The organism is Streptococcus sp. 3167 (assembly GCF_013277175.1).
GTDB lineage: Bacteria > Bacillota > Bacilli > Lactobacillales > Streptococcaceae > Streptococcus > Streptococcus pseudopneumoniae.
Genome location: NZ_VMML01000048.1, coordinates 1 through 13536, shown reverse-complemented (window position 1 = coordinate 13536; position 13536 = coordinate 1). Strand labels below are relative to the sequence as shown.

Sequence of the window (13536 nt, the reverse complement as noted above, 5' to 3'; positions counted from 1 at the left end):
TAGTTCTATGTAAAAGACAAAGGAGAATATAATGGAATCACAATATACATTTTTAATCATTCTTGTGGCTATGGTGGGCTTGATGTTCTTTACGCAACGCTCTCAAAAGAAACAAGCACAAAAGCGTATGGAAAGCTTGAATAAATTACAAAAAGGCTATGAAGTGATTACAATCGGGGGCCTTTATGGAACAGTCGATGAAGTAGATACGGAGAAGGGAACAATTGTTCTTGACGTAGATGGAGTTTACTTGACTTTTGAACTAGCTGCTATCAAGACAGTATTACCGCTGAAAGAAACAGCTTCACTAGAAGGCGCAATTGAAAAATAAGACGGGATCACGAACTCCCGTTTTTCTATAAAAGAAAGGAAGTGGGATGAAAAAATTAGTCTTTGTCTGTCTGGGAAATATTTGCCGTAGCCCTATGGCCGAGTTTGTTATGAAATCAATGACAGATAACTACGAAATCCAAAGTCGAGCAACTTCCTCTTGGGAACATGGCAATCCGATTCATAAGGGGACTCAGGGAATTTTTCAACAGTATGAGATTCCTCATGACAAGAACAAGACATCGCTTCAGATTAGTAAGGAAGATTTTGAAGCCTTTGATTATATTATCGGAATGGACGCTTCAAATATTTCTGACTTACGTCAGATGTGTCCAGCAGACTGTCAAGATAAGATTTGCTCATTTGCATCTGAAAGTGTTCCAGACCCTTGGTATACAGGAGATTTTGAGGAAACCTATCGACGTGTTCAAGAGGGCTGTCAAGTTTGGCTAGAACGTTTAGAAAAGGAGAGTGAAGGTGGAAAATCTTAAGAATTTTTATGAAAAGTATCGAGTGTATCTGACTCGTCCACGTTTAGAGCTTTTAGCAGTAGTTACCATTGTTTTTTGTGCTGTACTCGTCTTTTTTCTAAATATTCCCGGAAAAGGTGTTCTAAAGCTTGATAATGGAACGATTGTTTACGATGGCAGTCTTGTCCGTGGTAAAATGAATGGGCAAGGTACCATTACCTTCCAAAATGGAGACCAATATACAGGTGGCTTCAACAATGGAGCCTTCAATGGAAAAGGTACTTTTCAATCTAAAGAAGGTTGGACCTACGAAGGTGATTTTGTAAATGGTCAGGCTGAAGGAAAAGGAAAACTAACAACAGAACAAGAAGTTGTTTATGAAGGGACTTTTAAACAAGGGGTTTTTCAACAAAAATAAAGCCTCCTTATCAAAGGAGGTATTGTTAGAAGTTTTAAGTAAGCGCTTACTTGCAAATCCTTTTCTTTCCAAATCCCTCTTCCAAGCAAGTTTGTGAAATAAAAAATATTTGAAATAAATTTCACAAACTTCAAAGATAAAACCTGATAAGAAAAGAAAATGAGAAAAGTTTCACAAGAGTTTAAAAATTCTTTGTGAAATGTTTATGAAACTGTTTACAAAGTTGAAATAATGCGTTATAATAAACTTGTGAAAAAATTAACAAAGGATATCGATCCTTGAAAGCTATGGAGGAAAATATGGCTGATAAAAAAACTGTGACACCAGAGGAAAAGAAACTCGTTGCTGAAAAACACGTAGATGAGTTGGTTCAAAAAGCTCTAGTTGCCCTTGAAGAAATGCGTAAATTGGATCAAGAGCAAGTTGACTACATCGTTGCCAAAGCATCAGTAGCAGCTTTGGATGCCCACGGAGAATTGGCTTTACATGCCTTTGAAGAAACAGGACGTGGTGTATTTGAAGATAAAGCAACTAAGAACTTGTTTGCCTGTGAACACGTAGTAAACAACATGCGCCACACTAAGACAGTTGGCGTTATCGAAGAAGACGATGTAACAGGATTGACTCTTATTGCTGAACCAGTTGGTGTTGTTTGTGGTATTACTCCAACAACCAACCCAACTTCAACAGCTATTTTCAAATCATTGATTGCTTTGAAAACACGTAATCCAATCGTCTTTGCCTTCCACCCATCAGCTCAAGAGTCATCAGCTCACGCAGCTCAAATCGTTCGTGATGCAGCTATCGCAGCTGGTGCTCCTGAAAACTGTGTGCAATGGATTACTCAACCATCTATGGAAGCAACAAGTGCCCTTATGAACCACGAAGGTGTTGCGACAATTCTTGCAACTGGTGGTAATGCCATGGTTAAAGCGGCTTACTCATGTGGTAAACCAGCTCTTGGGGTAGGTGCCGGAAACGTTCCAGCTTATGTTGAAAAATCAGCAAATATCCGTCAAGCTGCACACGATATTGTTATGTCTAAATCATTTGATAACGGTATGGTCTGTGCATCTGAACAAGCAGTTATCATTGATAAAGAAATTTACGATGAATTTGTAGCAGAGTTCAAATCTTACCACACTTACTTTGTAAACAAAAAAGAAAAAACTCTTCTTGAAGAGTTCTGCTTCGGCGTGAAAGCAAACAGCAAAAACTGTGCTGGCGCGAAATTGAACGCTGACATCGTTGGTAAACCAGCAACTTGGATTGCAGAGCAAGCAGGATTTACAGTTCCAGAAGGAACAAACATTCTTGCTGCTGAATGTAAAGAAGTTGGTGAAAATGAGCCATTGACTCGTGAAAAATTGTCACCAGTTATCGCAGTTTTAAAATCTGAAAGCCGTGAAGATGGTATTACTAAGGCTCGTCAAATGGTTGAATTTAACGGTCTTGGGCACTCAGCAGCCATCCACACAGCTGACGAAGAATTGACTAAAGAATTTGGTAAAGCTGTTAAAGCTATTCGTGTTATATGTAACTCACCTTCTACTTTCGGTGGTATCGGGGACGTTTACAATGCCTTCTTGCCATCATTGACACTTGGATGTGGTTCTTACGGACGCAACTCAGTTGGGGATAACGTTAGTGCCATTAACCTCTTGAACATCAAAAAAGTCGGAAGACGGAGAAATAACATGCAATGGATGAAACTTCCTTCAAAAACATACTTTGAACGTGATTCAATTCAATACCTTCAAAAATGTCGTGACGTTGAACGTGTCATGATCGTTACTGACCATGCCATGGTAGAGCTTGGTTTCCTTGATCGTATCATCGAACAACTTGACCTTCGTCGCAATAAGGTTGTTTACCAAATCTTTGCTGATGTAGAACCAGATCCAGATATCACAACTGTAAACCGTGGTACTGAGATTATGCGTGCCTTCAAACCAGATACAATCATCGCTCTTGGTGGTGGATCTCCAATGGATGCTGCTAAAGTAATGTGGCTCTTCTACGAACAACCAGAAGTGGACTTCCGTGACCTTGTTCAAAAATTCATGGATATCCGTAAACGTGCCTTCAAATTCCCATTGCTTGGTAAGAAGACTAAATTCATCGCGATTCCAACTACATCTGGTACAGGGTCTGAAGTAACACCATTTGCCGTTATCTCTGATAAAGCAAACAACCGTAAATACCCAATCGCTGACTACTCATTGACACCAACTGTGGCAATCGTAGACCCTGCTTTGGTATTGACAGTTCCTGGATTTGTTGCTGCGGACACTGGTATGGACGTATTGACTCACGCGACTGAAGCTTACGTATCACAAATGGCTAGCGACTACACTGATGGTCTTGCACTTCAAGCCATCAAACTTGTATTCGAAAACCTTGAAAGCTCAGTTAAGAATGCAGACTTCCACTCACGTGAGAAAATGCATAACGCTTCAACTATTGCTGGTATGACCTTTGCAAATGCCTTCCTAGGTATTTCTCACTCAATGGCCCATAAGATTGGTGCCCAATTCCACACAATCCACGGTCGTACTAATGCTATCTTGCTTCCATACGTCATCCGCTACAACGGTACACGTCCAGCTAAGACAGCAACATGGCCTAAGTACAACTACTACCGTGCAGATGAAAAATACCAAGATATCGCACGCATGCTTGGACTTCCAGCTTCTACTCCAGAAGAAGGTGTGGAATCTTACGCAAAAGCTGTCTACGAACTTGGTGAGCGCGTAGGTATCCAAATGAACTTCAAAGCACAAGGAATTGATGAAAAAGAATGGAAAGAACATTCTCGTGAATTGGCCTTCCTTGCTTACGAAGACCAATGTTCACCAGCTAACCCACGTCTTCCAATGGTTGACCATATGCAAGAAATCATCGAAGATTCTTACTATGGTTACAAAGAAAGACCAGGACGCCGTAAATAATTGTTATCAGCCTAGAGGCAGGAATTTCCTGTCTCTTTTTTGTCGTTTTCACCAAACTATGATAGAATATAAAAAATTATATTTTTAAAATATAGGAGAAAACCGAAGGAATGAACAGTTTTGGTGAAAAAGTAAGAGGCTTAAGAGAAGAAAAAGGACTTAGTCGTCCAGTTTTTTGCGGGGATGAGTCTGAATTATCAGTCCGTCAGCTGGTGCGGATAGAAAAAGGAGAATTTCGCCCGACGATAAAAACACTAGAATATATTGCAGATAGACTAGAAATTCCGTCCTACGTCTTGATGCCAGATTATAAGGAATTACCGAAGCGTTACCAAGAATTAAAGTACTTTCTTTTACATCATCCTGACTACGGAGACAAGGAGTTGCAGGAACAAAAGGAAGAATATTTCGATGAGATTTTTGAGTGTTTTTATGATGATTTGCCACGTGATGAGAAAGTGGTAGTGGATTGTCTTCAAGCCATAGATGAAGTGAGAGCGACTAGTAATTCCTTATATGGAAGCAGTGTGATTGAGGACAGTCTTCAAGACTTACTATCCAGAGATGTATATAGGGCTGAGGAATTGTTGAAATTGAGACTGTATTTTCTTTGTCAGTTAATGGATGGTTTAAACGAGGGTGAGATAAAAAAGTCTGAGCATGAAACTATTCTTTGTTTTCATGATAAATTAAGTTCTCAGGTTGATAAGATAGAGTTCGATTGTTTGGACTTACTTAGAGACTCCTTGTTAGCTTCTTTAACTTGTATAGAGATTATGGGGTTGCTTCATTATTTTAAGAGGGCAGTCGAGACCTTAAATAAAATAGGGCAGAAAACACGAGATTTTCAAAAACAACCGATTGTCTTGATGGTGGAGTGGAAATATTATATTCAGACGGATTATGATACAGCCAAACAAAAGTATGAAGAAGCAAAAATGATGGCGAGGATGTTTGGCAATGAGAAGTTAATCGTTAGTTTAGATAATGAATGGAGCGAGGATCTAGAAAGATATCGTTAAAGAGTTTATAGGAGTGACATTTCTGTCATTGAGGAAATGCCGCTTTTTTGTTACAATGAATTTTATACTCAATGAAAATCAAAGAGCAAACTAGGAAACTAGCCGCAGGCTGTACTTGAGTACGGCAAGGCGACGTTGACGTGGTTTGAAGAGATTTTCGAAGAGTATTACTTGCTATACATCCAGAAGCAAACTAGGCAATAGAGAAAAAATTCTAAGCTAGTAGGCCCATAGGGTCAATCGGTGCTGATGCAACTTGAAAGATTTTCTATCAGTATGATGTATGACGATAACAGTTTTAAACAAGGGGGAAAGAATGTCCATTTTATCCATTAAAAATATTTCAAAATTTTACGCTTTGGACGGCAAACAGAAAGAGCAGGCTCTAAGAAATATTAACCTGCAGATTGCTGAAGGGAAAATCACTGCGATTTATGGTCCGTCAGGATGTGGCAAAACCAGTCTATTAAATATTATCAGTGGTTTAGATAGGGAGTACGAGGGAATTTTAGACTTTAAAGGGGAATCCCTCCGTGACTTATCAGAGATTGAACTAACTCAATTTCGTAAAGATAAGATTGGATTTGTGTTTCAAAACTTTAACCTCATTCCTCATCAGTCTGTCTTAGACAATGTCAAGCTACCTCTCTATGTCAAAGATTTATCTGACAGGGAGATGACAATGATTGCAAAGGAGCAATTAAGTAACTTGGGCATGGAGACTTTTATGGCTAAAAATGTTAAACAGCTTTCTGGCGGGCAAAAGCAACGCGTAGCAATCGCGCGTGCACTGGTAAATCAGCCTGATATGATTGTAGCAGATGAGCCAACGGGTTCGCTGGATTCTCAATCCCAAGAAATGGTATTGGAAGTGTTTAAAAAATTAGCCCAAACAGGGAAAACAGTATTGATTGTAACCCATAATCCAGAGGTTGCTGAATATGCAGACGTGATTATCAAAATGAAGGATGGTGAAGTTGTTGAAGAAGTCAAAAAATAAAGGATTATCATTGAAAAATAAATTCAAACTTTCTTTAAATAACTTTCTGGAAAGAAAGTGGCGTAACCTATTGATTGCGCTAGCAACCTCAATCGGTTTTGTAGGAGTCTTAATTTCTTTCGGCTTGGGAAATGCATTGATTTCGATGATTGATGAAAATACGAATGGAGGTCAAATCCCTTCTCAAGTTCAGATTGCTTTAAACACAAAAAATGTTGGACGAGGCTTTTTGAACCAAGATGATAAGAACTATATCACGGATACAGTTGGCAAAGAAGCTATTAAATATTTGGAGAGTCCTTTTGGGATGATCATGTCAAATATGACTATAGATGGTCAAGAAATGGATCTGAGTCAAACGATGCCTTCTTATGCTCAAGTAGTGAGTCTATATGAGGATACAAGTATTTCTGTTAGTAGTAATGAGGCGGACAAAGTATTAGCCGGTTCCCTCTATACTGATTCAAATGAACAGGGCTTGACGATTCCAAGCAGTTTACTAAAAAATTGGAATGAACAGACAGGAAAAAATCTGACAGCTAGTGATGTTATTGGCAAATCAGTCTCAGCCAGCATTGTAGAAAATGCTGCTGAAGCTAGCAAGACTGCTCAATTTCAAACAAAGATTGTACGTGTGATCAATGATGAAGATGACCTGGAGGACAGCAACAGTTTCATGCCGTCTCATCAAATGGAAACGATTTTGAAAGAAGCTGGATTTACAAAAGCTGTATCTTATTTTATCTTGGAACTCAAAGATCCATCACAAACAAAAGCGATAACAGAAGAATTACAGAAAAACAAGAAGTATACTGTTCTTTCTCAACAGAAGGTTCTTGATATTGTGATTACTTTTATTCGTGTCATTCAGGGATTGTTGATTGTACTTTCATCACAAGCTATTGTGGTAGCAGCGGTCATGATTGGTATCATTATTTACATCAATATCATGCAACGTTCTAAGGAAATAGGTGTCATGAAGGCAGTTGGTTATCAAAATCGTGATGTCAAAGGAATTTTTATTTACGAGGCTATCTGGATTGTAGGAATCGCCTTGCTGCTGGCATTTTTGGTTGCACAAGGGGTGGGAAGTTTGGCGAATGCGATTGTAAGTCACTTTTACCCATCCATCACTAAGGTTTTTGAATTAAATTTGTTATCTGTTTTAGGAACTCTAGTTTTCGCTCTATTACTTGGTTATGTCTCAGCCTACTTCCCAGCACGTAAAATTAGTAAAATGGATCCTGTAGAATCGCTACGCTATGAATAGTCAAGGGTGTTACTAGATTATCGTCTCCCAAAAAGAAACTAACATAGAAAAACAATGCCCGTACTTGCAATTCAACTCAAATAGTTATATAATAGGTTTGTTGAAAGGTGATTTGTAGTGATTCAAGTTACTCTTTTCACAATAAAAATTTCATGATTTTCATAAGGAGGAAATCACTAATGGTAGTTAAAGTTGGTATTAACGGTTTCGGACGTATCGGTCGTCTTGCTTTCCGTCGTATCCAAAACGTAGAAGGTGTTGAAGTTACTCGTATCAACGACCTTACAGATCCAGTTATGCTTGCACACTTGTTGAAATACGACACAACTCAAGGTCGTTTCGACGGTACTGTTGAAGTTAAAGAAGGTGGATTTGAAGTTAACGGTAAATTCATCAAAGTTTCTGCTGAACGTGATCCAGAACAAATCGACTGGGCTAACGACGGTGTAGAAATCGTTCTTGAAGCTACTGGTTTCTTTGCTAAGAAAGCAGCTGCTGAAAAACACTTGCACGCTGGTGGAGCTAAAAAAGTTGTTATCACTGCTCCTGGTGGAAACGACGTTAAAACAGTTGTATTCAACACTAACCACGACGTTCTTGACGGTACTGAAACAGTTATCTCAGGTGCTTCATGTACTACAAACTGCTTGGCTCCAATGGCTAAAGCTCTTCAAGACAACTTTGGTGTTGTAGAAGGATTGATGACTACTATCCACGCTTACACTGGTGACCAAATGATCCTTGACGGACCACACCGTGGTGGTGACCTTCGCCGTGCTCGCGCTGGTGCTGTAAACATCGTTCCTAACTCAACTGGTGCTGCAAAAGCTATCGGTCTTGTAATCCCAGAATTGAACGGTAAATTGGACGGAGCTGCTCAACGTGTTCCTGTTCCAGCAGGTTCTGTAACTGAGTTGGTAGCAGTTCTTGAAAAGAACGTTACTGTTGACGAAGTGAACGCAGCTATGAAAGCAGCTTCAAACGAATCATACGGATACACTGAAGATCCAATCGTATCTTCAGATATCCTAGGTATGTCTTACGGTTCATTGTTTGACGCAACTCAAACTAAAGTTCTTGACGTTGACGGTAAACAATTGGTTAAAGTTGTATCATGGTACGACAACGAAATGTCATACACTGCACAACTTGTTCGTACTCTTGAATACTTCGCAAAAATCGCTAAATAATTCATGAGTCGATAAAAAGCAAGGCCTCTGGTCTTGCTTTTCTTATATGAAAAAATGGATGACACAATCATCCATTCTTTTTTAATTCTTTTTCAAAAGTATCTGATAGGGTAGTGAAGCTTAATTTCTCTAGAGTAAGCGGATGGGTAAAGGAAAGTCGGAAGGCATGAAGCATAAGCCGACTAGTCTTTGAATTGCTGTTATAGAGAGGGTCGCCCAAAATAGGGAAGTTATGATGCGAAAGGTGCACACGAATCTGATGGGTTCGCCCTGTTTTTAGTTTGCAACGAACCAAGGAAGTTTTGTTTGGAAATTGCTTTAATCTGCTTACATGCGTTTCGGCATATTGCCCATTTTTTGTATCAACTATTCTTTTTCTACGATCATGGCGATCACGTCCGATTTTGTCTTTGAAAACAAGTTCTTTGCTGCTGATATTTCCGTCAACGAGTGCCCAATATTCCCTAGAAATCTCTTTTTTCTCCAATAAGCGATTGAGAATAGGTAGGATAAAAGGATTTTTGGCAAAGAGAACTAAACCACTGGTTTCCATGTCCAGACGATGAACGACATAGCAGGTTTGGCCAACATAGGCACTGACATGGTTAAGAAGGGCGATTTCGTTCGGCTGATTACCGTGGGTTTTCATCCCCTCTGGTTTGTTGACAATAATCAAGTGTTGATCTTGATAAACTTCCTGCACTAAGTCTGGGTTGCCCCAAGGGATTTCTTTTTCGGGATAATCTTCCTCGTCAAAAGTCAACTGGCAAACATCTCCAGGACTTACCATCTCGTTCCAATGAACTTCTCGCTGATTAATCAAAATGTGTTTCTTGATTCTTAAAAAATGACGGATTTTTCTAGGGATGAGGAGTTGCTCCTCCAGTAATTGCTTTACCGTCATTTGAGGTAGAGAGTCTGGTAATGTAAATGTGAATTGCATACAGATATTGTAACAAAAAAAGCCCTATTTGGATAGGAAATAGCTAAATTCTTGTCTTCCTATGATGAAGATGATAAAATAAACGCATGAAATTAGATAAATTATTCGAGAAATTTCTTTCTCTTTTTAAAAAAGAAACAAGTGAACTAGAGGACTCTGATTCTACTAGCCTACGTCGCTCTCGTAGTGATCGAAAAAAATTGGCCCAAGTAGGTCCAATTCGAAAATTTTGGCGTCGTTATCATCTAACAAAGATTGTCCTTATACTAGGTTTGAGTGCAGGCTTGCTAGTTGGAACCTATTTGTTTGCTGTAGCCAAGTCAACCAATGTCAATGATTTGCAAAATTCCTTGAAAACTCGGACTATCATTTTTGACCGTGAAGAAAAAGAGGCTGGTGCCTTGTCTGGTCAAAAGGGAACCTACGTTGAACTGACTGACATCAGTAAAAACTTGCAGAATGCTGTTATTGCGACAGAAGACCGTTCTTTCTATAAAAATGATGGGATTAACTATGGTCGTTTCTTCTTGGCGATTGTCACTGCTGGTCGTTCAGGTGGTGGCTCTACTATTACCCAGCAGCTGGCTAAAAACGCCTATTTGTCACAGGGTCAAACTGTTGAGAGAAAAGCGAAAGAATTTTTCCTTGCCTTAGAATTAACAAAAAAATATAGTAAGGATCAGATCTTAACCATGTACCTTAACAATGCCTATTTTGGAAATGGTGTGTGGGGTGTAGAAGATGCGAGTAAGAAATACTTTGGAGTTTCTGCATCAGAAGTGAGTTTGGATCAAGCTGCGGCTCTGGCAGGGATGCTGAAGGGGCCGGAATTGTATAATCCTTTGAATTCCGTAGAAGATTCAACTAATCGTCGCGACACTGTCTTACAAAATATGGTTGCAGCAGGATATATTGATAAAAACCAAGAAACCGAAGCTGCAGAAGTTGATATGACTTCGCAATTGCACGATAAGTATGAAGGAAAAATCTCAGATTACCGCTATCCTTCTTACTTTGATGCGGTTGTTAATGAAGCTGTTTCTAAGTATAATCTAACAGAGGAAGAAATTGTCAATAATGGCTACCGCATTTATACAGAGCTGGACCAAAACTACCAAGCAAATATGCAGGTTGTTTATGAAAACACAGCGCTATTTCCGAGGGCAGAGGATGGAACATTTGCTCAATCAGGAAGTGTAGCTCTCGAACCGAAAACAGGTGGAGTTCGTGGGGTTGTCGGTCAGATTGCTGACAATGATAAAACTGGATTCCGGAATTTCAACTATGCAACTCAATCAAAACGTAGCCCTGGCTCTACAATTAAGCCTTTAGTTGTTTATACGCCAGCAGTTGAAGCAGGTTGGGCTTTGAATAAGCTCTTGGATAACCATACCATGCAGTATGACAGCTATAAGGTTGATAACTATGCAGGAATTAAAAAGAGTCGAGAAGTTCCCATGTATCAAGCCTTGGCAGAATCGCTTAATCTACCTGCTGTTGCTACTGTTAATGATTTGGGTGTTGATAAGGCTTTTGAGGCAGGCGAAAAATTTGGACTCAACATGGATAAGGTCGACCGTGTTCTTGGTGTCGCCTTGGGAAGTGGCGTCGAAACCAATCCTCTGCAAATGGCTCAAGCATATGCAGCCTTTGCAAATGAAGGTTTAATGCCTGAAGCTCATTTTATTAGTAGAATTGAAAATGCTAGTGGTCAGGTCATTGCGAGCCATAAAAATTCACAAAAACGGGTGATTGATAAGTCTGTAGCTGACAAGATGACCAGTATGATGTTGGGGACATTCACTAACGGAACCGGTATTAGTTCATCGCCTGCAGACTATGTCATGGCAGGGAAAACTGGAACAACTGAAGCAGTTTTCAATCCGGAGTACACAAGTGACCAGTGGGTGATTGGTTATACTCCTGATGTGGTGATTAGTCATTGGCTTGGTTTTCCGACCACTGATGAAAATCACTATCTAGCAGGTTCTACTTCAAACGGTGCAGCCCATGTCTTTAGAAATATTGCAAATACCATTTTACCTTATACGCCAGGAAGTACCTTTACGGTTGAAAATGCTTATAAGCAAAATGGAATTGCACCAGCCAATACAAAAAGACAAGTACAAACCAATGATAATAGCCAGACAGATGATAATTTGTCTGATATTCGAGGACGTGCGCAAAGTCTAGTAGATGAGGCTAGTCGGGCTATCTCGGATGCGAAGATTAAGGAAAAGGCTCAAACAATATGGGATTCGGTAGTCAATCTATTTCGCTAAGATGCTTGTCAAAGCCTAGCTTTCTTGTTATAATAGATAAGATGGAGGCGTTATGGCACTAAAAAAAGCAAGCCTAGCTTGTGCGGTTTGTGGTTCGAGAAACTATTCAATCAAGATCAGTGGAACCCCCAAGCCTACACGACTAGAAGTAAATAAATTTTGTAAACATTGTGGCAAGTACACTACACACAGAGAAACGAGATAGGAGAGAGCGATGCGTTTTATTGGAGATATTTTTAGACTTCTTAAAGACACAACATGGCCAACTCGCAAGGAAAGCTGGAGAGATTTTCGTTCTATTATGGAATACACAGCTTTCTTTGTAGTAATTATTTACATTTTTGACCAGTTGATTGTTTCAGGTTTGATTCGATTTATTAACATTTTTTAGAAGGTTAGTGGAGTTAATTACACTAGAAATCTTCTATTTATGAAAGGAAATATCATGGATAGTTTTGATAAAGGGTGGTTTGTTTTACAAACTTATTCTGGTTATGAAAATAAGGTAAAAGAAAATCTATTGCAACGTGCGCAAACCTACAATATGTTGGATAATATTTTACGTGTTGAAATTCCAACGCAAACAGTGCAAGTTGAAAAAAATGGAAAGAGAAAAGAAGTAGAAGAAAATCGATTTCCAGGTTATGTTCTTGTAGAAATGGTCATGACAGATGAAGCTTGGTTTGTTGTGCGAAACACACCAAACGTTACAGGATTCGTAGGATCACACGGCAACAGATCAAAACCAACTCCATTATTGGAACAAGAAATTCGTGACATTTTGGTATCTATGGGACAAACTGTTCAAGAATTTGATTTCGATGTTGAGGTTGGTCAAACCGTACGTATTATTGATGGTGCTTTTGCAGATTACACTGGTAAGATTACAGAAATTGATAATAACAAAGTGAAAATGATTATCTCTATGTTTGGTAATGACACAGTTGCAGAAGTAAACCTAAACCAAATCGCAGAATTATAACCCTGAGAGAGGCAAGACCTCTCTTTTTTGTGCAGTTTAGACGGTTTAGGGAGCAGAATGGATGAAATTTGCTAAAAGTGTTTCTGAATCTGTTAGACTGTAAACAGAAAGGGGAATATTATGATTAAAGAATTATATGAAGAAGTCCAAGGAATTGTATACAAGTGTAGAAATGAATATTACCTTCATTTGTGGGAGCTATCGGACTGGGACCAAGAGGGAATGATTTGCTTACATGAATTGATTAGTAGAGAAGAAGAATTGGTAGAAGATATCCCTCGTTTAAGGCAATATTTCAAAACCAAGTTTCGAAATCGAATTTTAGACTATATCCGTAAGCAAGAAAGCCACAAACGAAGATATAATAAAGAACCCTATGAAGAAGTGGGTGAAATCAGTCATCGTATAAGTGAGGGAGGTCTCTGGCTAGACGATTATTATCTCTTTCATGAAACACTAAGAGATTATAGAAACAAACAAAGTAAAGAGAAACAAGAAGAACTAGAACGCGTCTTAAGAAATGAACGATTCCGAGGTCGTCAAAGAGTGCTAAAGGACTTACGTATTGTGTTTAAAGAGTTTGACATCCGTACTCATTAGGAATTCATGCAAAAAAAATGAAAAAAATTAGAAAAAGGTGTTGACAAAGTTAGAAAAGCCTGTATAATAGTAAGAGTT

14 protein-coding genes are annotated in these 13536 nt (G+C 39.0%); 13 read left to right on the top strand and 1 reads right to left on the bottom strand.

The window, feature by feature from the left end; genetic code table 11:
• Positions 1-31 precede the first annotated feature (31 nt).
• The 8 genes from yajC to gap all read left to right on the top strand — a co-directional run bounded on the left by yajC (position 32) and on the right by gap (position 8651).
• Positions 32-331, top strand: a complete 300-nt coding sequence (yajC, locus tag HT678_RS07370) for a preprotein translocase subunit YajC (protein WP_023937006.1) — start codon at positions 32-34, stop codon at positions 329-331.
• Between the two features lie 46 nt (positions 332-377).
• Complete coding sequence (locus tag HT678_RS07365) at positions 378-821, top strand: low molecular weight protein-tyrosine-phosphatase (RefSeq protein WP_172924785.1); 444 nt, start codon at positions 378-380, stop codon at positions 819-821.
• Positions 808-1218, top strand: coding sequence for an MORN repeat-containing protein (locus HT678_RS07360; RefSeq protein WP_020902388.1), 411 nt, complete (start codon positions 808-810; stop codon positions 1216-1218). The genes HT678_RS07365 and HT678_RS07360 overlap by 14 nt, the downstream gene beginning before the upstream one ends.
• Positions 1219-1517: 299 nt before the next feature.
• Complete coding sequence (gene adhE / locus HT678_RS07355; protein WP_172924783.1) at positions 1518-4169, top strand: bifunctional acetaldehyde-CoA/alcohol dehydrogenase; 2652 nt, start codon at positions 1518-1520, stop codon at positions 4167-4169.
• Positions 4170-4279: 110 nt separating this feature from the next.
• A complete protein-coding gene (locus HT678_RS07350; protein ID WP_172924781.1) occupies positions 4280-5191 on the top strand; it encodes an XRE family transcriptional regulator in 912 nt (303 codons plus the stop codon).
• 316 nt (positions 5192-5507) lie between these two features.
• Positions 5508-6191, top strand: coding sequence for an ABC transporter ATP-binding protein (locus HT678_RS07345; RefSeq protein ID WP_172924779.1), 684 nt, complete (start codon positions 5508-5510; stop codon positions 6189-6191).
• The gene (locus tag HT678_RS07340; protein ID WP_172924777.1) at positions 6160-7461 is read left to right on the top strand and encodes an ABC transporter permease; all 1302 of its coding nucleotides are present in this window, start codon (positions 6160-6162) and stop codon (positions 7459-7461) included. The genes HT678_RS07345 and HT678_RS07340 overlap by 32 nt, the downstream gene beginning before the upstream one ends.
• 179 nt (positions 7462-7640) lie before the next feature.
• The gene (gap, locus tag HT678_RS07335; protein WP_000260662.1) at positions 7641-8651 is read left to right on the top strand and encodes a type I glyceraldehyde-3-phosphate dehydrogenase; all 1011 of its coding nucleotides are present in this window, start codon (positions 7641-7643) and stop codon (positions 8649-8651) included.
• 67 nt (positions 8652-8718) lie between these two features.
• Here gap and HT678_RS07330 read toward each other — a convergent pair whose 3' ends face one another.
• On the bottom strand, positions 8719-9594 hold the full coding sequence (locus HT678_RS07330; protein ID WP_345890410.1) for an RluA family pseudouridine synthase: 876 nt from the start codon (positions 9592-9594) through the stop codon (positions 8719-8721).
• An 86-nt stretch (positions 9595-9680) separates the two neighbouring features.
• Between HT678_RS07330 and pbp2a the strand changes: the two genes are divergently transcribed.
• From pbp2a to HT678_RS07305, 5 genes are all read left to right on the top strand, one after another.
• Positions 9681-11876 carry a penicillin-binding protein PBP2A gene (gene pbp2a, locus HT678_RS07325; protein WP_172924776.1) on the top strand — a complete coding sequence of 732 codons (2196 nt, stop codon included), beginning with the start codon at positions 9681-9683 and terminating at the stop codon, positions 11874-11876.
• Positions 11877-11928: 52 nt separating this feature from the next.
• Complete coding sequence (gene rpmG / locus HT678_RS07320) at positions 11929-12081, top strand: 50S ribosomal protein L33 (RefSeq protein WP_014017356.1); 153 nt, start codon at positions 11929-11931, stop codon at positions 12079-12081.
• Positions 12082-12090: 9 nt separating this feature from the next.
• A complete protein-coding gene (gene secE, locus HT678_RS07315; protein WP_001210991.1) occupies positions 12091-12267 on the top strand; it encodes a preprotein translocase subunit SecE in 177 nt (58 codons plus the stop codon).
• A 54-nt stretch (positions 12268-12321) separates the two neighbouring features.
• Complete coding sequence (nusG, locus tag HT678_RS07310; RefSeq protein ID WP_000376739.1) at positions 12322-12858, top strand: transcription termination/antitermination protein NusG; 537 nt, start codon at positions 12322-12324, stop codon at positions 12856-12858.
• Positions 12859-12978: 120 nt separating this feature from the next.
• A complete protein-coding gene (locus tag HT678_RS07305; protein WP_172924774.1) occupies positions 12979-13458 on the top strand; it encodes a sigma-70 family RNA polymerase sigma factor in 480 nt (159 codons plus the stop codon).
• Positions 13459-13536 lie beyond the last annotated feature (78 nt).